Source organism: Frankia sp. RB5 (genome assembly GCF_059816245.1).
This window is the reverse complement of the sequence record NZ_JCBATA010000041.1, coordinates 49,789-71,049: the sequence shown is the minus strand read 5'-3', so window position 1 is coordinate 71,049 and position 21,261 is coordinate 49,789. Positions and strand designations below refer to the sequence as shown.

General features: G+C 68.3%; 24 protein-coding genes, 1 tRNA gene and 1 pseudogene. 15 read left to right on the top strand and 11 right to left on the bottom strand.

The features are described 5' to 3' along the window. Nucleotides 1–209: 209 nt before the first annotated feature. From AC6EXY_RS21175 to AC6EXY_RS21150, 6 genes and pseudogenes are all read right to left on the bottom strand, one after another. Nucleotides 210–1,745, bottom strand: coding sequence for a hypothetical protein (locus AC6EXY_RS21175; RefSeq protein WP_499817557.1), 1,536 nt, complete (start codon nucleotides 1,743–1,745; stop codon nucleotides 210–212). A gap of 177 nt (nucleotides 1,746–1,922) precedes the next feature. Then, nucleotides 1,923–2,240 (bottom strand): annotated as a pseudogene (locus AC6EXY_RS21170) (AAA family ATPase); the annotation flags it as partial. 2 nt (nucleotides 2,241–2,242) lie between these two features. Beyond that, entirely contained in the window at nucleotides 2,243–2,728 is a 486-nt protein-coding gene (locus AC6EXY_RS21165) for a hypothetical protein (protein ID WP_499817520.1), read from the bottom strand. Next, entirely contained in the window at nucleotides 2,725–3,630 is a 906-nt protein-coding gene (locus tag AC6EXY_RS21160; protein ID WP_499817521.1) for a hypothetical protein, read from the bottom strand. Before AC6EXY_RS21160 ends, AC6EXY_RS21165 begins: the two co-directional genes overlap by 4 nt. Nucleotides 3,631–3,908: 278 nt before the next feature. Beyond that, entirely contained in the window at nucleotides 3,909–5,084 is a 1,176-nt protein-coding gene (locus tag AC6EXY_RS21155; RefSeq protein WP_499817522.1) for a hypothetical protein, read from the bottom strand. After that, complete coding sequence (locus AC6EXY_RS21150) at nucleotides 5,081–6,016, bottom strand: helix-turn-helix domain-containing protein (RefSeq protein ID WP_499817523.1); 936 nt, start codon at nucleotides 6,014–6,016, stop codon at nucleotides 5,081–5,083. Before AC6EXY_RS21150 ends, AC6EXY_RS21155 begins: the two co-directional genes overlap by 4 nt. Nucleotides 6,017–6,385: 369 nt before the next feature. Between AC6EXY_RS21150 and AC6EXY_RS21145 the strand changes: the two genes are divergently transcribed. From AC6EXY_RS21145 to AC6EXY_RS21130, 4 genes are read left to right on the top strand one after another with little or no spacing between them, the layout of a single operon-like run. Further along, nucleotides 6,386–6,697 (top strand): hypothetical protein, encoded by a 312-nt coding sequence (locus AC6EXY_RS21145; RefSeq protein ID WP_499817524.1) that lies wholly within the window; start codon nucleotides 6,386–6,388, stop codon nucleotides 6,695–6,697. Next, nucleotides 6,694–7,530, top strand: a complete 837-nt coding sequence (locus tag AC6EXY_RS21140; protein WP_499817525.1) for an SAM-dependent methyltransferase — start codon at nucleotides 6,694–6,696, stop codon at nucleotides 7,528–7,530. The genes AC6EXY_RS21145 and AC6EXY_RS21140 overlap by 4 nt, the downstream gene beginning before the upstream one ends. Before the next feature lie 51 nt (nucleotides 7,531–7,581). Continuing rightward, nucleotides 7,582–8,031, top strand: a complete 450-nt coding sequence (locus AC6EXY_RS21135; protein ID WP_499817526.1) for a hypothetical protein — start codon at nucleotides 7,582–7,584, stop codon at nucleotides 8,029–8,031. 4 nt (nucleotides 8,032–8,035) lie between these two features. Next, nucleotides 8,036–8,236, top strand: a complete 201-nt coding sequence (locus AC6EXY_RS21130; RefSeq protein WP_499817527.1) for a hypothetical protein — start codon at nucleotides 8,036–8,038, stop codon at nucleotides 8,234–8,236. Between the two features lie 32 nt (nucleotides 8,237–8,268). On the opposite strand, the gene AC6EXY_RS21125 is transcribed toward AC6EXY_RS21130, so the two are convergent. After that, complete coding sequence (locus tag AC6EXY_RS21125; protein ID WP_499817528.1) at nucleotides 8,269–8,688, bottom strand: helix-turn-helix domain-containing protein; 420 nt, start codon at nucleotides 8,686–8,688, stop codon at nucleotides 8,269–8,271. Between the two features lie 217 nt (nucleotides 8,689–8,905). On the opposite strand from AC6EXY_RS21125, the gene AC6EXY_RS21120 reads away from it, so the two are divergent. From AC6EXY_RS21120 to AC6EXY_RS21100, 5 genes are all read left to right on the top strand, one after another. Continuing rightward, nucleotides 8,906–9,310 carry a plasmid replication, integration and excision activator gene (locus AC6EXY_RS21120; RefSeq protein ID WP_499817529.1) on the top strand — a complete coding sequence of 135 codons (405 nt, stop codon included), beginning with the start codon at nucleotides 8,906–8,908 and terminating at the stop codon, nucleotides 9,308–9,310. Continuing rightward, the gene (locus AC6EXY_RS21115) at nucleotides 9,307–9,597 is read left to right on the top strand and encodes a hypothetical protein (RefSeq protein ID WP_499817530.1); all 291 of its coding nucleotides are present in this window, start codon (nucleotides 9,307–9,309) and stop codon (nucleotides 9,595–9,597) included. Before AC6EXY_RS21120 ends, AC6EXY_RS21115 begins: the two co-directional genes overlap by 4 nt. Nucleotides 9,598–9,725: 128 nt before the next feature. Continuing rightward, nucleotides 9,726–11,279: an FtsK/SpoIIIE domain-containing protein gene (locus tag AC6EXY_RS21110; protein WP_499817531.1), complete on the top strand. Its 1,554-nt coding sequence runs from the start codon at nucleotides 9,726–9,728 to the stop codon at nucleotides 11,277–11,279. A gap of 195 nt (nucleotides 11,280–11,474) precedes the next feature. Further along, on the top strand, nucleotides 11,475–13,199 hold the full coding sequence (locus AC6EXY_RS21105; RefSeq protein WP_499817532.1) for a replication initiator: 1,725 nt from the start codon (nucleotides 11,475–11,477) through the stop codon (nucleotides 13,197–13,199). 31 nt (nucleotides 13,200–13,230) lie between these two features. After that, entirely contained in the window at nucleotides 13,231–13,422 is a 192-nt protein-coding gene (locus tag AC6EXY_RS21100) for a helix-turn-helix domain-containing protein (RefSeq protein ID WP_101835735.1), read from the top strand. Nucleotides 13,423–13,460: 38 nt separating this feature from the next. Here AC6EXY_RS21100 and AC6EXY_RS21095 read toward each other — a convergent pair whose 3' ends face one another. Then, nucleotides 13,461–13,646 carry a DNA-binding protein gene (locus AC6EXY_RS21095; RefSeq protein WP_499842395.1) on the bottom strand — a complete coding sequence of 62 codons (186 nt, stop codon included), beginning with the start codon at nucleotides 13,644–13,646 and terminating at the stop codon, nucleotides 13,461–13,463. Nucleotides 13,647–13,806: 160 nt separating this feature from the next. On the opposite strand from AC6EXY_RS21095, the gene AC6EXY_RS21090 reads away from it, so the two are divergent. The 3 genes from AC6EXY_RS21090 to AC6EXY_RS21080 all read left to right on the top strand — a co-directional run bounded on the left by AC6EXY_RS21090 (nucleotide 13,807) and on the right by AC6EXY_RS21080 (nucleotide 15,872). Further along, a complete protein-coding gene (locus tag AC6EXY_RS21090) occupies nucleotides 13,807–14,106 on the top strand; it encodes a hypothetical protein (RefSeq protein ID WP_499817534.1) in 300 nt (99 codons plus the stop codon). Nucleotides 14,107–14,343: 237 nt separating this feature from the next. After that, a complete protein-coding gene (locus tag AC6EXY_RS21085; protein ID WP_499817535.1) occupies nucleotides 14,344–14,553 on the top strand; it encodes a hypothetical protein in 210 nt (69 codons plus the stop codon). Beyond that, entirely contained in the window at nucleotides 14,553–15,872 is a 1,320-nt protein-coding gene (locus tag AC6EXY_RS21080; protein ID WP_499817536.1) for a tyrosine-type recombinase/integrase, read from the top strand. The genes AC6EXY_RS21085 and AC6EXY_RS21080 overlap by 1 nt, the downstream gene beginning before the upstream one ends. A 155-nt stretch (nucleotides 15,873–16,027) precedes the next feature. Here the strand turns inward: AC6EXY_RS21080 and AC6EXY_RS21075 are convergent. Then, nucleotides 16,028–16,101 (bottom strand) — tRNA-Ile (locus AC6EXY_RS21075). Between the two features lie 205 nt (nucleotides 16,102–16,306). Further along, on the bottom strand, nucleotides 16,307–16,618 hold the full coding sequence (locus AC6EXY_RS21070; protein ID WP_499817537.1) for a WD40 repeat domain-containing protein: 312 nt from the start codon (nucleotides 16,616–16,618) through the stop codon (nucleotides 16,307–16,309). 441 nt (nucleotides 16,619–17,059) lie between these two features. Between AC6EXY_RS21070 and AC6EXY_RS21065 the strand changes: the two genes are divergently transcribed. From AC6EXY_RS21065 to AC6EXY_RS21055, 3 genes are all read left to right on the top strand, one after another. Next, entirely contained in the window at nucleotides 17,060–19,537 is a 2,478-nt protein-coding gene (locus AC6EXY_RS21065; protein WP_499817538.1) for a phosphoketolase family protein, read from the top strand. Nucleotides 19,538–19,776: 239 nt separating this feature from the next. Beyond that, a complete protein-coding gene (locus AC6EXY_RS21060; protein ID WP_101830762.1) occupies nucleotides 19,777–19,986 on the top strand; it encodes a hypothetical protein in 210 nt (69 codons plus the stop codon). Between the two features lie 130 nt (nucleotides 19,987–20,116). Beyond that, on the top strand, nucleotides 20,117–20,557 hold the full coding sequence (locus tag AC6EXY_RS21055; RefSeq protein ID WP_101830763.1) for an Hsp20/alpha crystallin family protein: 441 nt from the start codon (nucleotides 20,117–20,119) through the stop codon (nucleotides 20,555–20,557). A gap of 47 nt (nucleotides 20,558–20,604) precedes the next feature. Here the strand turns inward: AC6EXY_RS21055 and AC6EXY_RS21050 are convergent, their stop codons facing one another. Then, a complete protein-coding gene (locus tag AC6EXY_RS21050; RefSeq protein WP_101830764.1) occupies nucleotides 20,605–21,144 on the bottom strand; it encodes a flavoprotein in 540 nt (179 codons plus the stop codon). Nucleotides 21,145–21,261: the final 117 nt, after the last annotated feature.

Below are 21,261 nucleotides of genomic sequence, written 5' to 3'. Positions count from 1 at the left end.
GGTGGTCGGAATGGCGCCGCCGGCACCAAGCACTCGGCCGCTACTACCACTACCAAACCCGAATCCGCGCCGCCCAGCGCCACGCCATAGCAGCAACAGCCACACGAGGATCACTGCAACTGTAGTACTAGAGACCACCGCCAAGCTTGTCGAGCTGTAAAAGGCCACGCATCGCCCCCTACTCGACCTTAGCATTGGCATCTCACTCATTACTGTTCGACCGCCCGGATCACCTTTGACCCGCTCGGGAAGCTGATCAGGCGGTGGGGGGAGGACCCGAGCATACGCACTATCTCATCTTCGTCGTCACTTGTAGCGAAGATGATCTGCACCGGCTTTCTATCCTGATTCAGATGGGCGGATCGAGTCAGTAGCCGCTCAAAGCTTATCCTAGCCGTTTCCTGCTGCCGTGGCTCGTCGAATATCAGAAGACGCGGATGGCTTCCAACGTCGTCGCTACCAGTTTCGAACAGGCCGAAAAGGTAGGACCATATTAGTCTGATCATGTCGCTTGCCGAAAGATCGAATCCTAGGTCGAAACCTTCATGCACTGGACGGTATGTTTCCCGAGATACCTCCACGGTGTCAGCGTTGAGGGAGCGGAAACCATACTGCCTCAGCTGAGTCCTAACTGTACCTTGTAGTGCTGCAAGCTTTTCTTCGTCACTCGGGCTTAGCAGGTCGCGTCCAAGCTGCGAAATCCTCGCCTCATTTTCAGCCCACGCATTGGCGGCCTGGTGAAGGCTCTGAAGGATCCTTCCTAGGTCTGCTCTGATCCGAACCAGGTTTTCGTGCCTGTCTTCTCTCCGTAGGCGCGTGACCAAATCAGCTGCGGCGGGCGCAGAGCTCGCTTCGATCAACGATTGCTTATGCGCGCGGATAGATCTCCGGAGATCGATTACCCGATCTCTCAAGGCAGCCTCGCGCGACTGGAGCGCAAGTATGGAGCGGACGGCATCCTGTCGCATGGATCGAAATGTCGAAAGCTGCTGCTCGATGAAATCCAGATTCTCAGCGACGCTCATAACCGCATCTGAGACTTCAAGCCCATCCCGTAGCTCTTGATGGCATGTTGGGCACTGAGTCGGGCTGTTGAGGAAGTTTACGTGAGCCGATCCTAGCCGCTCGAGAAGATTTAGGTCTCTATGCCGCTGTCGATCCTCCTCTAGCGACTCTATGCGAGACTCGATACTTTCTCGGCGACCCATTGCTTCGCCTAGTTCCTCGACCGTGGCTGACAGCAGAGAGGAGTCGTTAGCCAGGAGGCGCTGGGCATCACTAAGAGCATCTTCAGAAGCTCCAGCCCGTTCGGCAGCGGTCTGAATTTCTACCCGCCGATCCTCTGCTATCTCGACGCTAAGCCGACGAATCTCGTCATCCAGGATGACCCACTCGGAATCGACGCTGACGTGAAATCGCACATCCGCCTGCGCGAAACCTAGGGAAGGACGATCGGACAGGCCAGAAAGCACGATGCCCGAGCGCTCTCCAGCTATCCGAAGGCTGGCAGCTGTTGCCTTCCATTCTCCTTCTAGCATCGAACGGATAGAGACGAGGCGCTGGCGTGCAAGAATTCTGTCGTAGGCTTCTAGGCCGAGGAGAAATTCGACTGCTCTCTTACCAGGCTCGCGAAGACCTAGATAGCCGGGTATGCGTGCTTGGATTCCGGACCAGCCGTGCTTCTGCTCAACATAGATAAATGGAAAAATCGCCTCGAGATAAAGCGGGCTTTCGCTGCCGTCCATACGGGCAACTCTCGGGATGTCCCATCCTATGAATCTTGCAAGTTGATACTGGTACCCAGCTTCCCTCTGTGCCGCTCCAGCGCGACGAACGAAGTAATCATTCCGAGGATATTCTCCTGGCTGCGTCAGTAGCGGACCGCGCCAGGTTTGAGCTAGGAGTCGATCCGTTCGCCCTGAAGTCACCGCCCGTCGAACGGTAAGTACCTCTCCATTGGAATTTTCAATTTCGAGGCTGACATGCGATTCATTGATCGGAAACTCGCGCCCTTCGACCTCGACCGCGTGAGTCATCGCATGAGGCAACGGGATCTCTCGACGTGCGCTAAGCATGCCCTCGAGGCCGAGTGCATAAATGATCGCCTGGAGGCAGGTCGATTTTCCACTTGAGTTGTCGGCGCGGAGGATATTGAGACCGTCACCGAAAGTTAGGGAGGCGCCGACCTCTGGTCCGGCTGTCGATGCTGAGAGTTCAAGCTTCCTTATTTTTAGTCGCATCACTAGCCCGCCGGCGCGATCAGTTCGTCGATATACTTCTGGGTCATTCTTCGAGGCAGGCCAGAGAGGAATGTTTTCTCGTTGACGAGAATCGTTCTCTGGCGTTCAAGCTCCCGAGCGAACGTGGTCCCTTCGGCGGTTAACACGACGGCGCCAGCGTTCTTGCGTGATACCAGGCCGGCACCAATCGACAAGTCGATTGTGCGACTCAATGAGGGGTCATATCGAACAATGATATCGTCGGGACGCTTCTTTCCTTGGACCCACCTAAGAAATGTCTCCCGCGTCTGTGTATTGCGAACGGCCCAGCCGAGCACATGGGCTTGGCGCAATGTCGCACTCCCACCCCTACAGCGATGCAGAATAAGCACAATCATAGAAATTCGCCACGCCAATCTGAGATCGGCAGGAACAGGGTCGGGCCGTCGTGTGAAACGTATCGACGTATCTGCTGAGGCGAAGAAATTTTCAAGGGCGTCAACGCTCACTGGGCCTCATCCTCGTTGACGAAGTCGAGGGGGCAGCGCATTAGCCAGTCGGCAACTGATGCCCAAGAAATCTTTTTTGCAAGTTGCGCGCCTATAGCGGGCACTGCCGAGGTCAGCTCGGCAGCGAGATCGCTCGCAATTTCATCGACATGAGTGGATTTAGGTTGTTCAAGAGTGAGTGCATACTCAAGTACTAGATAGTTCTCTTTGTCGCTGCGACACCGGGACGCAGCCTGCCACTGATCGGGGTATCGGTCCCGCATCTTTGAGAGATAGTTCTCTCCCTCAAGATATGCTTTGACCAGTGCATCGGAGTAGCGTTGGCGGCTGTTTGAATTCTTTAGAATTGCCGACAGCTTTTTGTCGACAGTGGCAAGAAGTCCGACGTTTTGCAGTCCCCACGACTCGACACTCTCGGGAATCTCTGCATCTATCTGCATAAGCGGGGCCGGCAGATCCAGGAGACTTGCGCGTTCGCGAGGAAATGCGCCATCCGTAAGTACAACGATATCGAAATCATCAGCAATGAAGCTAAGGTCCCAGCCTATTACTTCTGCAACCTTCGAACTCCCGTGCTGTACTAGCTTATGGGAATCGTGCCGGTGCACCATGAAGGTGTACCTTCGAATTTTGATGCTACCAAATAGACGAGCTATCTCTCTTTGATTTTTCTTGAGTTTTGCCAGATCTTCTGTTAGCTTATCCCGCTGATTCTCGTAGAGAGTCCCAGTCGGTAGCGGCTCCAACGCGGCGTAGCATTGGTACGCGCATCCGTTGGTGCTGTAGGCTTCAAGACCTAGATCGCCTCCGTGGCGATCTGGTACCTCGTGGAGCTCATGAGCACCGTGGTGAAGCCGTAGAATGGCGAGGCAGTGATTCTGCCACTCCTTGCCATCCCACATCCGAACTGTCTCCATGACCCCCCTTTGCGTACTGCAGATCTTACTTCGGAAGCATTTGAGCCGCAGCTAGTTCCACTGGAGGTGGGGTCTGCAACGCGGGCCGCGTCTGGAAGCAGGAAGGGCTAAGTTCGGGGCGGGTCCACCGTGACGCGCCGGCGAGCATGGCCGCCTGCGGCCACGCGCAGCCGTCGCGCGGCACGGACTCGCAGGTCTTCTTGATCTCAGAACGAGGGATTCGGCAATGTGCTGGCTTCGGCCTGGTCGCCTCTTGGTGCTGGTCATGCGGCTCGCTTGCCTGGTCCGCCGGGGACGGGGCCGGTTGGCCAGAGTTCGACGAGGCCGGTGGGTGTGAGCGGCTGTCGGTAGGCCGTGTGGAGGACGGCGGTAATGGCCTCGGGGGTGGCGGTGTCGGCGAGGGTGGTGAACCAGTCGATGCCGGCGGGATAGGACCAGAGGTAGGAGCGCAACAGGGGGTTGGCTCCGCGGTCGGTGAGTGCGTCGGCGATGGTGTCGTCCGGCCAGAACGGGACTCGGGCGCGGGCGCGGGCGACGCAGTCCGCCACGGAGATACCGGCGTTGATGGCGAGGTGAAGTTCCGCGCGGACAAGTTGAAGGTAGTGGTCCAGGCGGACGCGGGCGGTCACGGCCTCGTCGTCGGGAACGGCGAACAGGGGCAGGGCCTGGGCTAGTCCTTCCAACAGGACCTGCTGTTGTGCGTGGACCGCGGTGACGCGGATCCAGTCGACGTCGCTGGTGGCTGCGACGGTGGCCCAGTTCGCGGTCTGTAGGGCGTGGCCGAGGATCTCGTGAAGGGTGAACTGGCGTATGCGGACCTCGGTGAAGCGTGCCTGGCGGCGGTTGAGGCGGAGACGGACGTTGGTGCCGGCGCCGTCGAGCCAGTAGGCCCAGTAGGCGTCGAGGTCGACGCTTTCGATGGTGAGGGTGTAATCGGTGGTGGCGCCGGTGAGGCGGCGTACGGCGGGTTCCAGGTCGGCGGCGGCGGCGCGCATCATGGCGGCGGCCTTGTCCTCGGCCACCGGGCCTTCGAGCCGGTCAAGGTCCCGTGCGGTGTCCGGTCCCCAGCCGACACCGAGTCCGTCAAGGGCGGCGATGGCGCGGTTTCGGCAGTCGGTGATGTGCTCGTCGGGCCATCCGGCCGCGCCGCATCCCTGGGTGGCGCGAACGTAGGCGTCGAGCGGCTGCCGTTCGCCAAGCAGAGCATGCAGGTAGGCGAGGTGCGCACCGACCCGCTCGGCGTACCGCGGCTTTCCCTCGGCGGTCGCGCGTTGGTGCAGCTCGGTGAGCTGGTCGTGGGCGTCGAGGCGGTGCGCGAGCGGGGCCGGGGCGGTCTCGGGGGGTGCGCAGTCGTAGTCGACAATCGGGGGACAGCCACGGCCGCGCTCGTAGGCATCCCACGCACGCAGTGTGGTTTCGATGTCGTCACGCACGGTCACGGTCGGCGTCCCATCGCAGTGTCACGGCCTGGCCGGCGGTCAGATGCTTGCGGGTCAGGTCGATGACCACCTGGTCGGCGTCGGTGCGCCAGGACAGGCCGTCGAGCGCGGACATCTCCGCCGTCGGCGCGTTCCTCGATCGCGTTACAGCCGACCAACCGGCGGATACCGGCCTGGCGCACCGTGAGCGTGAACGTGTCGGTGGGACGGGTGATGGACTGGCGCCAGTACAGCTCGTCGACGAACCGGCCTTGATCGCACGTGTAGCCGACGGTGGCCGACTCTCCGGGCTGGAGCGCGGGGAAGATTTGGCAGGCGAACTTGGACATCCCCGGGATGTCGTGCACCCGCTGAATGATCACATTGTGGTTGGGCGACGACTGGGGCTGAATGTCGAGGATGCCGTCGGTGTGCTTGAACCACAGTTCGCGGGCAAGCCGGGTGATCGGCAGCGAACCGACGTTGACCAACTCGTGCTCGTAGGTCAGATGGGCTGCGCCGTCTGCCGCGATGTCGATGGTGATGGCCATCCGCGTTTCCCGTGCCCCGTAGGCACCGGACGTGGCGGCGGCGCCTCCCTCTCCCGCGGGCTGGGTGGGCAAGCGGCTAACCGATTCGATCGGCGCGGTGCGGCTCGGTGAACCTGGCCCTACCGCCAGTGTGGCCGGCGGGTCGTCGTTCTCCCAGGGGCGGGGCGCAAGCAGGAAGTAGGCGCCCGGGATGCGCAGCGCGTCGGCGATGCGTTCCACGAGGGTCAGCGACGCGATGCGGCTTTCCCCGCTCATCACGCGGCTGACCCGGCTTTGTGTGAGCCCGGGGACCGGGGAGGACACGCGGTCCTGGCTGGCACCGTCGTACTTCCGCATCAACCGGAAGATCGTCTGGAAGTCGCGGGCCTCGCAGGCAGCTCTGAACTCGCCGCGGGCCAGCAACTCGGGAGAGACGGCGTAGGGAGGAGCGGGCTGCGCCATCGCCGGTCTCCTCTGCCTCGGGCCGACCTTTGCCCCGGTCGGCGGTGGTGTGGTCAGGCTGCTACGCAGAGACTAGCGCCGTCATGCCAGGGTGGTATGGCCAGTTCGCCGCTCTTCTGCCGCTCGCGCGCCCGGATGACGCCTGCCAAGCGCTCGCCGGACGGTTCGCCGCTCGTCGCCCATGCGTCCAGTGCCTTGCCATCGTGACCTTCCGCGCCTGCCAGGCGGTTCGTGAGGCTTGTTCGTGTGCCCCCCGCCCCGCGTCGAGTCCCGACCTCCGCGGGGCGGGGCGGCGAGAGACGAACCCGTTAATGGCCAGGTGGGAGAAGCATGGTGGGACGAACAGAGACGGGCGCGGGATGCGGGCCGGCTGCACGGGCGCCGTCAAGGCGGGACCTGCTGTGCGCGCGAGCGCCCGACGCTGGGGACTCCGGCGCCGGCGGGAACTCGCTCGCGCCGGGCGGAGATGGTGTGCGCCGGGTGCTGTGGGCGGTAGTCGTGCGTGGACCACGCGGCGCGCTGCTGGGCGTGATCGGGTTCTTCGCCACCCGGGCAGCGGCCTGGATGTACGTGCGGGATCGGCACTTCCCGGGCGCGCTGGTGCTTCCCGCCATGCCCGGCGGGGCGGAGCTAGCCGGATGACCGCCGATCAGCAGGCCGTCGAGCAGGACACGACGGATCCCGCGCTTGGCACGACGCTCGATCTGTCGGTGGCGCACCCCGCGCGGATGTACGACTACTACCTCGGCGGCAAGGACCACCTGCCGGCGGACCGGGCGGCGGCGGAGCAGGTCGTGGCAGCGGCGCCGGAGGTTCCCTCGGTCGCGCGTGCGAACCGGGACTTCATGGTCCGGGCGGCACGGTTCCTGGCGGCCGAGTGCGGGATCCGCCAGTTCCTCGACGTGGGCACGGGCCTTCCGACGAGTCCGAACCTGCACGAGGTGGTGCAGGGCATCGCTCCCGCATGCCGGGTCGTGTACTGCGACAACGACCCGGTGGTGCTGACGCACGCCCGTGCGCTGCTGACCAGCAGCCCGCAGGGGCGTACGGCCTACCTGAAGGCCGATCTGCGCGATCCGGCGCTCATCCTCGACGCCGCGGAACTGCGCGACGCCCTCGACTTCCACCAGCCGATCGCGCTGTTCCTCGTCGCGGTCCTGCACTTCCTCACCGACGACGACGGCGCGCACGCCCTGGTGCGCTCCCTGGTGGACGCCCTGCCGCCGGGGAGCTTCCTCGTCGTCTCCCACGCCACCGGCGACCTTGCGCCCCCACGGGTAGGGGAGATCCTCGACGCCTACGCGGCGTCGGCGGCGCCGCTGGTGCTGCGCGGCCTGGCGGACGTGTGCCGCTTCTTCGACGGCACCGACGTCCTCGATCCGGGCGTGGTGCGCCTGCCGCTGTGGAAGCCGGACACGCCACCCGCCGACGTCCACGCCGTGTGGGGGTACGGCGGTGTCGGCCGGAAAGCCTGATCCGTCCGCATCCGGCGGTACGGACATCAAGAAAGATCATGGAGGTTGTGGGTGCTGTCTGATCTACGCGCGGCGGGAGCGGCGAGTCTCGCCCCGGCGGCGGGGCTGTTCCTGCCCGAGCTGCACCACCGGCGCGACATCGGCCTGGACCTCGTCCAGGTCAACGCCCTCGCGGACCTGTGCCACGGCTACACCCAGAAAAGAGCGAAGATCAACCAGCAGATGACCCGGCTCGCCGGGGAACTGCTCGCCGGGATCCTGGCCGGCAAGGTCTGCAACGCCACAGCCCGCCAGCCGCTGACCGCGCACGCCGAAACCCGCGGCATCCTGTTCGCCGACGCCGAGAACCTCATGCTTGCCGCCCTCGCCGACGGCTACCGGCACCTGAGCGCCGAGCAGATCGACCGCGCGCTGGCGGTGCGGCGGGGACAGACGTCGGCCGGCTTCGACACGATCGCCGACGCGATGTACATGGACGAGGCGGCACCGAACCGCCTGTGAGCCGGTGACGGGCCGTACCCCCGACATCCCGCCCGTCACCACCCGGGAGGACCCGCGCCCGGCCGACCCCCTCGGCGGCCACGAGACCCGGGTCCTCCCACCCCCACCATTCCCGGCACCCCACGACGTGTCCGGCGTCCATGAGGCGTCCCAGGCCGGACACGCCACCGTGGGCCGACCGCACGACTCGGCCACCCTGGGCTAAACCCTGACCGTGGGTTCGGCCCATCGTCGTGTTCAGAGTCGGTCTGGCTCTCCGGACCTGCTGATCGTCTCCTCGACCGCGGCGAGCCTGCGGGCAATCTCGCCAAGACGGTCCTCAACCCGGGCGAGTACGGCGAGGATCTCCCCACCAGGATCCGCGGTGGACTCGCTGCCGGTGGGCGCGCTGGACAGCAGAACGTCGATGAGGTGGTTGTCCGGCCAGTCCAGGGCGCGGGCGATCGCGGTCAGGGTCTTGTTCTGCACCCGCCGGCCGGCGCCATGCTGAAGCTCGCGCAGCGTCGAGACCGACACCCCCGACACCCGCGCGAGGTCCTGCTGACCGATGCGGCGCCGGGCCATCCGCTCGTTGAGCGCCGCGGCGACGGCGGCCCAGTCCTCGCCGTCCACCGGACCACGAGTGCGATACACCCGCAGGGTTTTCCGGTCAGCCATGCGCGCATATTAGCGGCCGGTCGAAACGGGTGGCGGCACCGCCTGCGCGCCCATATCACCATGACATGAACCTATGCATCCCGCATGGGGAGCATCTCAAGGCTGCATCCAACGCTAAGTTGGCGGTTGATGCGCGCTTGCCGAGCGGAGCACTGTGTATCCGGCGGCCGGAACAACCGGCCGACTCGATGGAACACGGCGAGTGGAGGAATACACGGTGGCGGTTCCGCAGCGCATCCCGGCGCGCTTTGAGGACGTCTTTCCGCAGGGGGCATACGTGCTCGCGGTGGAGGCGGCGAACGACTTTGAAAAGGTGAAGGCGGGCCTGTCGGACGTCCAGGCCCGGGACAAGACCACCGGCGAGCGGGTCTGGACGGTGCGCGTCCTGGACGTGGACCCGGCGGCACGCAAGGCCGAGGTGAAGGTGAAGATGACCGGCGAGACTCCGCCCTCCCTGCCCGACATGCTGCCGGGAACGCCGTTCCGACCGGTGGTCTTCGACGGGCTGCTGGTCGTCCCCTACGTCGACACCAACGGGGCGCGACCCCGCCAGGAGTTCTCGCTGCGGGCCTCGGGCATGCGGCCGGCGACCATGGGCCGGCGTCCGGCGGTGGCGGCATGACCGGCCGGCGAGGTCCGGCGATCGACGGAGTCCGCTCGGCGTCTCACCTCGGGCTGCACGTCGGGGCGGACTGGTCGGCGGCCTGCCACGTGTACCCGGACCGGTCGCCGATCCTGACGGTCCGGCTCGGTCTGACCTCGGTCACGTTCTCGCCGGTGGCGAACGTGGTCACCTCGGATCACGTTGATTTCGCCTACGCGCTGATCGGGGCGGTGAACGACTACCTCGTCGAGTGCGAACGCATCCGGTTCGCTTCCAACGAAACCGCCGAACCGCGGGCCGCGTAACCCGCATTCAACCGACCTTTTCGGGCGGCCCGGACACCCGCGTGTTCCGGACTCCGGGCCGCCTGGAACTCCTTTCCCTCTCTTCTTCTGTCCCTGGTTTCGCGCGCTCGAAAGTGGGTGGTGTTGGCATGTCCAGAATCAATGGTGATCAGCGTTTGCCGCGGGTGCCGACGCGGGCGGACAAGGTCCGGGTGCCGGTGTGGATGCTGCTGGTCGCGCTGGCGTTCAAGGGTTTGTGGCTGGCGTTGCGGGGCTGCTGGCGGCATCGGGTCGTGGTCGGCGTGACCGTCGGGGTGCTTCTGGTCGTGCACCGGGTCGGCCTGGCCGGGCTCGGCGCCCTCGTCGGCGGGCTGGCGCTGGTGGCGGTGGTGTGGTGGCGGGTGCATGGCCGGTCGTTCTGGCCGGTGGCCTGGTGGCTGTGGGGCCGTGCCCGGTTGACGTTCGTCTACCGGTGGCGGTGGAAGCCGGCGATGGTCCATACCGACCTTGCGATTCGCATGCCCGCCTCGACCGGTGATCAGGTGACCTTCGACGAGTACTTTCCCCGGATCCGGTCCATCCGCTCGTCGCGGTCGGTGGACGTGCTGCGGGTGGAACTGCTGCCCGGTCAGACCCCGGCGACCTGGGCGGAACAGGCCGAAGCGCTGCGCCACGTGTTCCGGGCTCGGCGCTGCCAGGTCCACGGGGAGACGACCCGGTTCGTGCGGGTCTCCTTCCACCGTCACGACCCGCTGACCCGCCCGGTGCCCCCGGCAAGCCTCGACGACGCGGACGGTGCCGACCCTGACCCGGCCAGCACTGCCCCTCGTGCCGGTGCCGGGGATGTGGGCCGGCTGGTGGCGGGCCTGTCGGCGGTGCCGGTGGGACGTTGCGAGGACGGGGCGGCCTGGACCCTGCCGGTGCGTGGGTCGCATGTGCTGATCGCGGGGGCGACCGGGGCGGGTAAGGGCTCGGTGCTGTGGGGGCTGCTGCGCGGCCTCGCCCCGGCGGTACGCGCGGGGCTGGTGGAACTGTGGGTGTGCGACCCGAAGGGCGGGATGGAGCTGGCCTTCGGCCGTCCCCTGTTCACCCGCTTCGCCACCACCACGGACAGCATCGCGGATCTGCTCGACGACGCGGTAGCCCGCATGCAGGACCGCACGGCCGCGCTGGCGGGGAACACCCGCCTGCACACGCCCACCACCGTCGAACCGTTGATCGTGGTGGTGGTCGACGAAATCGCCTCGTTGACCGCGTATGTGACCGATCGGGAGTTGAAGAAGCGGATCGGGGCGGCGTTGCCGCTGCTGCTGTCCCAGGGCCGCGCCCCCGGCGTCGTGATCGTCGCCGCGGTGCAGGACCCGCGTAAGGAAGTGCTGCCGTTCCGCGACCTGTTCCCGGTCCGTGTGGCGCTGCGGATGACCGAAACCGACCAGGCCGACCTTGTTCTTGGTAACGGTGCCCGGGAACGCGGTGCCCGCGCTGACGAGATCCCCCGCGCGCTGCCCGGGGTCGGCTATGTGCTGCACGACGGCAACCCCGACCCGGTCCGGGTCCGCGCCGGCTACATCGACGACGTCGAGATCGGCCGGATCGTCACCCACTACCGGCCTGCTCGGGGCGGCTGGACACCAGACGTGGCCAACTACCTCGACGACGGCGACGACTCCGACCCGTTCGACGACCTCGACCGGGCCGCGTGAGCCGACCGGACCCGCACACGACGGCGAACCCGGACCCCTGCACCCTCCTTCCCTCCCTGCCGGCCTGTGCGACCTGCGGCCATTCCCTCGTCGCGCACGGCCGGCGGGGCTGCCTGGCCGACTGCGCCGGTCTGCGCTGCGGCTGCACCCGCTACACCGACCCCGTCCCCGATGCCTCGGAGGATCCCCCTGCCGATGACCTCCCCCACCGCCACCCCGGACCACCTCCCCCCGGCGCACCGTGATCCGGCCACCCGCGGCCCGGCCCTCTCTGGCCCGGTGGATCGGCCTGGGTCGCGGGCGGCACGGATGCGCTCTCCGTTGGCCCGTCAGGTCGTCGAGGCGGTCGCGGTGGACAACGGGGTGTGTGTCCGACCGTTGGCGATGCGCCGGACGAGCCTGGACACCGGCGAAACGCAGATCATCCCCGTCCCCTGCGGCGCCACCCTGGCATCGAAATGCCCGCCGTGCGCGGAACGGTCCCGGCGGCTGCGGATGGCCCAGTGCAAGACTGGATGGCATCTGGACGACGAACCGGTTCCCGACCCGGATCCGGCGTCGAGCGACGCGAAAGCGATGGCGGTGCTGCGGGCGGACCTGGAGCAGGCACGCGGCGACGTCCTGGCGGTCGGCGACGTCGACCAGGTCGCAGAGATCGACCAGATGATCGGCCAGGTCGACCAGGAACTGTCAGACCTCGGCGTCCGCGGGCGGATCGCTCCGGCTGACCGGGACCGGCCGCGCCGGGTCCGCTCGACGAAACGCCGCCAGGACGCGCCCGATCTGCCTCGGCTGCCGGTCGAGCGGCGCACGGTGGGCCGGACGTTCACCGCACCGGATGGGACGGTGTGGCGCCCGTCGATGTTCCTCACCCTGACCTGCGACACCTACGGCCGTGTCCGCTCGGACGGCACCCCCGTGGACCCGGCTGCCTACGACTACCGGCGGGCAGCGCGGGACGCGATCCACTTCCCGAAGCTGCTCGACCGGTTCTGGCAGAATCTGCGCCGCGCGGTCGGCTGGGATGTCCAGTACTTCGCCGCCCTCGAACCGCAGCGCCGGTTGGCGCCCCACCTGCACGCGGCGATCCGCGGCACCATCCCCCGGGCGATGCTGCGCCTGGTGGCGGCTGCCACCTACCACCAGGTCTGGTGGCCGCCATCCGACGAACCGGTCTACCTGGACGGTCACCTTCCCGTCTGGGACGACACCACCGGCGGCTACCTCGACCCGACCACCCGGGAGGCGCTGCCCTCGTGGGATGCGGCGCTTGATGCGATCGGCGAGGACGACGAACCCGCTCACGTCGTCCGCTTCGGCCCGCAGCTCCGCGCCGATGGGGCGACGGCGAACTCGGCGAACACCGGCCGGATGATCGGCTACCTCACCAAGTACCTGACGAAGTCCCTCGACGCCTGCCATGCCGTCGACACCGACCGGCAGCGGGCTCACGTCGACCGGCTCGCCGACGCGCTGCGCTACGAACCGTGCTCCCCGACGTGCGCGAACTGGCTGCGCTACGGCCTCCAACCCCGCAACCCCCGCAAGGGCCTGGCCCCCGGCCGCTGCACCGGCAAGGCGCACCGGCGGGAAACGCTCGGCTTCGGCGGGCGGCGCGTGCTGGTCTCCCGCCGCTGGTCCGGCAAGACGCTGACCGACCACCGCCACGACCGGGTCGACTTCATCCGCCAGCAACTCGCCGCCCTCGGTGCCACCGGCACCGGCCCGGCCGCACCCGACACCGACCCGGCCCGGCTCGCCTGGACCCTGCTACGGCCCGGGGACCCGGCCGCGCCCCGCCGCGAGCACCTGATCCTGCACGCCATCGCCCAACGCCAGACCTGGCGCGCACAGCTCGGTATCGGTGCGGGCCTCGGCGGGAGTTCGGCAACGGGACCGCCGCTCGCGGACGCTGCCTGACTCCGTCCGCCCGCGAACCCGGGAGAACCGCATGACCAAACTGCTGCTCACCCCGACGGAAGCCGCTGACCTGCTCGGCGTCAGCCGCAGCACCATCTACGAACTCCTGAACAGCGGCGACCTCGAATCCGTCCACATCGGCCGATCCCGCCGCATCCCCTCCGCGTCACTACACGCCTTCGTCAACCGGCTGCGCGGCCTCGACGACGGACAGGCAGCGTGAGGAGGAGAGCCGGTGCACGCGCGGTACGGGCGCCACCATCAGCGGTGCTGTCTGCCCTCGTCCGGCCGGTGTTCGGCAATCCAGCGTTCGATGTCCTCGGTATGCCAGATCCGGCCGGCGGCCAGCTCCGCGACAGGCTTGGGGAAGGTCGGATCCTGGGCCGCTATCTGGCTGACCCGTTGCCGGCTGACACCGAGCCGCTTCCCGATCTCGGCGGCTCCCATGAGGTGATGCACACCAGCACACTACTTGACGGTTGCCTAGTCCAGCGTCCACACTCGACATCACGCGCTAGGCAACCGTCAAGCGCAGGCGGTCCCGGCGGGTGCGCCAACACCCGGCCGGGACCTTGATCCCCATCCTGAGTGCACAGGAGAGAGACCCATGCCCATCTTCCCGCCCGACGGTCCCGCCGCGGGGCCGACCCCCGCCGGAATCCCGCCGCTGGTCGTGGCCAGTCTGATCAGTCCCGGCGTGTACGCGCTGACGCTGCGCCCCGGTGCGGACGCCCGCGACGTCGCCGAGATGCTGGCCGGTCTGCCCGTCGATGCGTTCCTGACCGAGCACTTCGGCGAGATCGACCTGACCATGGTCTTCCGCACGGTGCCCGACGGCCCGCACCCCGAGCCCACCGGCGGCACCACCCCCACGGCGCCGGCAGCGGCAAGCGGAACCCGCCCGTAGCGGATCCCCTGCCCCACCCATTTTTCTTCCGTTCTCTGGTAGCGCCTCAAGCTGTCGGGGCGACGGGCGGGTCAAGGGTCGGCCGTAGGCCGATCGCGTAGCGACGCGAAGCGCCCTTGACCCGTTCGGCGGCCCGGCAGACCATCTCAGCGCCAGAGAACGGAAACCCCCCACTCGCGCGGACAACGCCACCTGCGACCCGCGCGACCGTTCTTTCGGCAAGGAGCCAAATCCCGCATGTCCACTCACTTTCCCGCGACCCCGCCGGTGAGCCTGACTCAGGCATTGCATGACCACCTCGACCGGGCAGGCCGCGGCCAGGGACGCGCCTACCCCCAGCACGACGGAGAGACCAAGTTCGCCTGCGACATGGAGGACAGCCCCTACGGCTGCCCCTGGTGCGACTCGGTCGAATGGCCCGACGGCAACCCCCTGGACGCTGCCTGATGGCCGCGCGCAAGGGCCGGCGCGGCGCCGGTGAGGGAGCCATCTACAAGGACACCTCCGGCCGCTGGCGGGCCACAGTGGATCTCGGTTGGAAGGACGGCAAGCGGCAACGCAAATACCTGTCCGGGAAGACCCGGGCCGACGTCGCGGAGAAGCTGCGCAAGCTCCGGCGGCAGCAGGAGGACGGCGTCAAGGTCGTCACCGGCGACAAGCCGCTCACGGTCGAACAGTGGCTGACGTTCTGGCTCGACACGATCGCCGGCCGCAGAGTGCGCCCGTCCACCCTCGCCACCTACCGCGGATACGTCCACAACCGAATCGTTCCAGAACTCGGCGGATACCGGCTCGACCGACTCGAACCCGAGCATCTGGAATCCTTCTACGCCGCGTGCGAGTCGGAGGGATTGGCGCCGGCGACCGTGCTCCAGATGCACCGGATCATCTCCCGCGCACTGAAGATCGCGCACCGGCGCGGGAAGGTCGCACGCAACGTGGCCACCCTCGTGGACGCCCCCTCTGTCCAGCGGGAGGAGGTCAACCCGCTGACGGCGAAGGAGGCACGGGCAGTCCTCGACACCGCCAAGGGCGGACCCAACGCGGCCCGCTGGTCCGTGGCTCTCGCCCTCGGGCTGCGCCAGGGGGAAGCCCTCGGCCTGGCCTGGGACGCGGTGAACCTCGACAGCACACCCGCGACGCTGACCGTCCGCCAGGCACTCCAGCGCCGTGCCTGGGCGCACGGCTGCGACGATCCGAAATCCTGCGGCCTGCCTCGTCGATGCCCGCGACGCACCGGCGGCGGACTCGTCATCGTCCACCCGAAGTCCCGGGCAGGCCGGCGAACCATCGTCCTCCCGCCCGGCCTGGCGGCCGACCTGCGCACACACCGCGTGACCCAGCAGCGTGAAGCAGAGGCGGCCGGCGACGCCTGGCGCAACGACCACGGGCTCGTCTTCACGCAACCCACCGGCCACCCCCTCGACCCCAGCGCCGATCACCGAGCCTGGAAGAACCTCCTGAAGGCCGCGGGAGTCCGCGCCGCCCGTCTCCACGACGCGCGCCACACCATGGCGAGCCTGCTACTCGCGCAGAAGGTCCACCCGCGGGTCGTCATGGAGATCATGGGCCACTCGCAGATCAGCCTGACCCTCGGCACCTACAGCCACGTCGCACCCGAGCTCTCCACCGACGCGGCCGACCGGATGGGAGCCGCCCTCTGGGACACCGAGCCCACGAGCAATGACGACAGCGGAGACGACGAGACGAAGGACGCGGGCGAGGACGACGAGACGAGGGATCCAGGCAAGGGCGACCCCCGGTAGGCCAGTGCGCCGTGTGGCTGCCACCCTGGCTGCCACCAAAGATCCTTGATCTACGACATCGCCGGCGGCCGGGGGTCCGGGGGTCGCCCCCCGGGCAGACATAACGGCAGGTAGCGAAGCTGATCAAAGATCAGCGAGCATGGAAGGTGAGCGCGTGGGGCGGGTGGGGCTCGAACCCACGACCGACGGATTATGAGTCCGCTGCTCTGACCGGCTGAGCTACCGCCCCATGGACACGATTCCCCGTCTGATGGCAGGTCATCGGTCGCCAAGTGCGTACAGCCTAGCGGTTGGGCCGGCGGTGTGCGGTGGCCACCGGACCGCGAGGGCCGATCCGGGGCGGGCCGCGGGCGAGATGGACGGAGGCCGCCGGATCCGCCGGACACGGCGGGCCGATGAGGCTGATGAGACTGATGAGACAGCGGGACAGCGGTTCAGATCGTCAGGCGGTAGACGCGCATACGGCCGTCCGAGCTGCCGACGGCCAGTGGGTCGTTGCGCGGGGAGAACGCCAGGGAGGTGACGCGGTGGCCGACCCTGGTGAGGGCTCCGGCCGGTTCGGGAAGGTCGGGATGGCGGACGTCCCACAGCCGCATCGTGTCGTCATCGCCGCCGGTGGCGAGCAGCCGGCCGTCCGCGGAGAACGCCACCGCCCGGATGCGGTCACGATGGGCATCCATGCGGGCAAGGTGGATCGGTGCGGCGCCGGGGTCGTCGTCCGGCTGGCGCCAGAGGCCAATGGACATGTCGTCGCTGCCGGTCGCGATGAGATGGCGTCGCGGGGGAGTAGGTGAGTGGCCAGACGTTGTCGTCGTGCCCGGTGAGGTCGACAGGTTCCGGCCCCGGACGCCCAGCCCGCCACCGGTCCGCGGCGCGTCGCCGCTGAAATCCGGCGTCTCCGGAGCCACTGGCGTCCAGCCTGGCGGGGCAACGGTCGGTAACGGGAGGATGACATCACTTGGCGGGTGACCGGGACGCGGGGTCGATAGGGAAGCATGGGGCGGGATCGCACTGGTCGCTCGCACATCATGTGTGACCTCGCCACGAGCGGCCGGGTGGGGCATCGCGTGGCGACGCGGGGCCCGCGGCGTGGCCAGGGCGCCACGGCGCGGCGCGGCCGGGCCGTCGCGAGGTCGTCCCACGGCGGCGTTCCGGATACGGAGACACGCACGAGGACGAGGTGACGTATGATCGCTACCCCCGCCGTCGTCGCACACGGCGAGAACGAGACCAGCACCAGCACCAGCACCAGCACCAGCACGGAACGCCTGCCGGCGCCGGACGAGCAGACGCTCGACCGGTTGATCGCCTACTGGAACGCGGCGAACTACCTGACGGTCGCGCAGATCTACCTGCGGACGAACCCGCTGCTGCGGGAGCAGCTGACCCCCGCGCACATCAAGCCCCGGCTGCTCGGCCACTGGGGGACGTCCCCGGCGCTGAACCTCGTCTACGTCCACCTGAACCGGCTGATCGCCGAGACCGGCCAGGACGCCCTCTACGTCGCCGGCCCGGGGCACGGCGGTCCGGCGCTGGTCGCCAACACCTACCTCGAGGGCACCTACTCGGAGATCTACCCGCGCGTCTCGGCGGACACGGCCGGCCTGACGAGGCTGGTCGCCCAGTTCTCCACCCCGGGTGGCATCCCCAGCCACGTCAGTGTCCCGACGCCGGGCTCCATCCACGAGGGCGGCGAGCTCGGCTACGCGCTCGTGCACGCCTTCGGCGCCGTCTTCGACAACCCGGACCTGCTGGTCACGGCCGTCGTCGGCGACGGCGAGGCGGAGACGGGGCCGCTGGAGGGCAGCTGGAAGGGCATCTCGTTCCTCAACCCGGCGCGGGACGGCGCGGTGCTGCCGATCCTCAACCTCAACCAGTACAAGATCGCCAATCCGACGGTGCTGGGTCGCCGTAGCCGCGAGCAGGTGACGGCCTTCCTCCACGGGCACGGCTACGACACGCTGTGGGTCGAGGGCGACGACGTCCGCGAGGTCCATCGCGCCTTCGCAGAGGCCCTCGCCGACGCGCACCACGCCATCCGACAGATCCAGCACGAGGCTCGACGACCGGACGCACCTCCGCTCACGGCCACCCCGCGCTGGCCGGCGATCGTGCTGCGCACGCCGAAGGGCTGGACGGGCCCGCACGAGGTCGACGGCGTCCGGGTGGAGGGCACGTTCCGCGCCCACCAGGTGCCGCTCGCCGGCGTCCGGGACAACCCGGCGCACCTCGCCCAGCTGGAGCGGTGGCTGCGTTCGTACCGGCCGGACGAGCTGTTCGACGAGGACGGGCGCCTCGTCGCCGACCTCGCGGACCTCGCCCCGCGCGGGGACAAACGCCTCGGCGCGACGAGCTACGCCAACGGCGGACGGCGCACCGTCGCGCTGACGATCCCGGACTGGCGCGACTACACCCTGCCCATCGACCCGGCGCGCCGCGGCGCCGACCCGTACGAGACGACCCGCGCGCTCGGTGAACTGCTGCGCGACGTCTACCGGGACAACCCGACGACGTTCCGCGCGTTCAGCCCGGACGAGCTGGCCAGCAACCGGCTCGGCGCGATCCTCGACGTCACCGACCGCTGCCTGGTCGCCCCGATCGACCCGCTCGACGACCGGGTCTCCCCCGACGGCCGGGCAATGGAGGTGCTCTCCGAGCACCTGTGCCAGGGCTGGCTGGAGGCGTACACGCTCACCGGGCGGCACGGGCTGTTCGCCACCTACGAGGCGTTCGCGATGGTGTCGGCGTCGATGCTGATCCAGCACGCCAAGTGGTTGCAGGAGGGGGCGCGCCTGGCGTGGCGGGAGCCGGTGCCGAGCCTGAACGTGCTGCTGACCAGCACCTGCTGGCGCAACGACCACAACGGCTTCTCCCACCAGGGCCCGGGCCTCATCGACACGGCGCTGTCGCTGTCCGGCGAGGTGGTGCGGGTGTGGCTGCCGCCGGACGCGAACAGCCTGCTGTCGGTGGCCGACCACTGCCTGCGCAGCCGCGACCATGTGAACCTGCTCGTCGCCGACAAGCAGCCACATCTGCAGTACCTGACGGCGGACGAGGCGGCCGAGCACGCGGCCCGCGGCGGGTCTGTCTGGGACTGGGCCGGCACCGAGTCGGAGCTCGGCCGTTCGCCGGACGTCGTCCTCGCCGGCATCGGCGATGTGCCGACGATGGAGATCCTGGCCGCCGCCGAGCTGCTGCGCCGCTTCGTGCCGAGCCTGTCCGTCCGCGTCGTGAACGTCATCGACCTGATGGCACTGCTGCGTCCCGACCTGCATCCGCACGGTTTCTCCGCGCCGCTGTTCCGTGCACTGTTCACGGATCAGACGGATGTCGTCGTCGGCTTCCACGGATACCGCCGGGCCGTCCACCAGCTGCTGCACGGACGTCCGAACTCGGGCCGTTTCCACGTCCGCGGATTCGAGGAGCAGGGCACCACCACCACGCCGTTCGACATGGTGGTCCGCAACAATGTCAGCCGGTATCACCTGGCCCGGCTCGCGGTCGAGTTCGCCCGCACCACCGCACCCGGTTCCGACCGGCTCGTCACCCACTGCGAGACCCAGTTGGAACGCCACCACGACTACGTCCGCGAACACCTCGAGGACCTGCCCGAGATCCGCGACTGGGTCTGGCCGGGCGCCACGGTGACTCCCCCGCGCGACTGACGGCGGACCTTCCCAGGCGGGGCCGCCGGGCCATCATCCGAGGCCCGGCTGCCAGGCATTCCGAGGTCGTGTGCCCGCGCGCCGGGCCGGCGGACGTCCACGGCCGTCGGCCCGGCAACCGGGTCGCACGGCCGTCGGTACCGCCGCACCTGGCCGCGGGTCGCGCGGGTACTCCGACCCCCGCCGCGCGGTCGCTATGACTCTCGACGCACTGCGCGCCGTCACGCAGGATTGACGTCATGCGATGGATCACGGGAGCGGGGAGTCTGATCGAGCTGCTCAACCTCGCCGTCGAGGAGGAATACGGCGATTTCCTGCTGCGGGTGACAGCCGCCGACGGAACCGAGATCGGTTCCTTCGCCACAGTCACCGACCTGCAGAACAACGTGAACCTTGACGGGCTGCGCAGCGTCGACGACCGGGAGTTCGAGGGCCTGCAGAGGGTGTGACGCGACCGTTTGGCCGGCCCGACCGTGGGGGCGGACTTGCCGATGTGGCCGCGCGGCTGATCTCATGGTCGGCGAGCGGAGAAGAACCGTCGCGCACCTTCGCGGCGCGGCCTGGACGGGAGAAGGTCCGATGCTCATCCGCAGCGATCCATTCCGTGATCTGGACCGGCTCACACAGCAGATGTTCGCCGCGATGTCGCGGCCGTCGGCGATACCGATGGACGTCTACCGGCTCGGCGACGACTATCTCGTGCACCTGGACCTGCCCGGCGTCGACCCGGCCTCGATCGACCTGTCCGTCGAGCGGGACGTGCTGACCGTCGCCGCCGAACGCCGCTCCCCCGTCGCCGACGGCACGCCGATGCACATCGCCGAGCGCCCGAGCGGCCGGCTCAGCCGCCGCCTGCACCTCGGCGACGCCCTCGACAGCGACCGCATCGAGGCCCGCTACGACGCCGGCGTCCTCACCCTGCGCATCCCGGTCACCCCGGCGGCCCGCCCGCGTCGCATCGCCGTCCACGCCCCGAACACCCTCACCGCCCGGTCCACGCCCCGCGCGCTGGAGGCCTGAACGGGACGCACGACTCCCGACCGGGACACGCGGCTCCGAACAGACAGCTACAGCGTCCTGACGATGTCCCGCAGCTCGGGCCAGGGGAAGATGGTGTTCTCCCGGCCCGCCTGATCAGCCCCGCCGCGGGGATCTCCGGGTGCGCCGAACACCAGCCGGACGCCCCATTCCCGCAACGCGGCCAGGCTCGCCGCGTAGGCGGGATGCCCGGCCAGCGCGCTGTTCGGGTACGGCGCCACAACAATGGGCAGACCGGCGCCGAGCGCCTCGTTGAGCAGGCCGAGGGCCAGGGTATCGGAGATACCGGCCACCAGTTTGTTGACGGTGTTGAACGTCGCCGGGGCCACGACGAAGGCGTCGGCCGGCGGCAGCACGTCCGGCTCTCCCGGCCGCTTGTACTCGGCGCGGACGGGATGGCCGGTCAGCTCGGCGAGCCGCTCGACGTCCACGAACCCGGTCGCCGCCGGCGTGACAACGGCACACACATCCCAGCCCACACCGCGTGCGTGCGTGACGAAGTCCGGCAGCTCCGCCGCCGGATATCCCCCACACGCCACGACATAGAGCACCCGACTCCCGCCGGCCATCGACCCCTCCCCGGCGAACCCGGTCGGTCCGCTTCCTGAGCATCATCCCGCCAGGGTGCACCTCCAGGCGAGCGAACCGCCGCGGCGACCTGGAGCGAGCATCGCCCGGCGGCCACC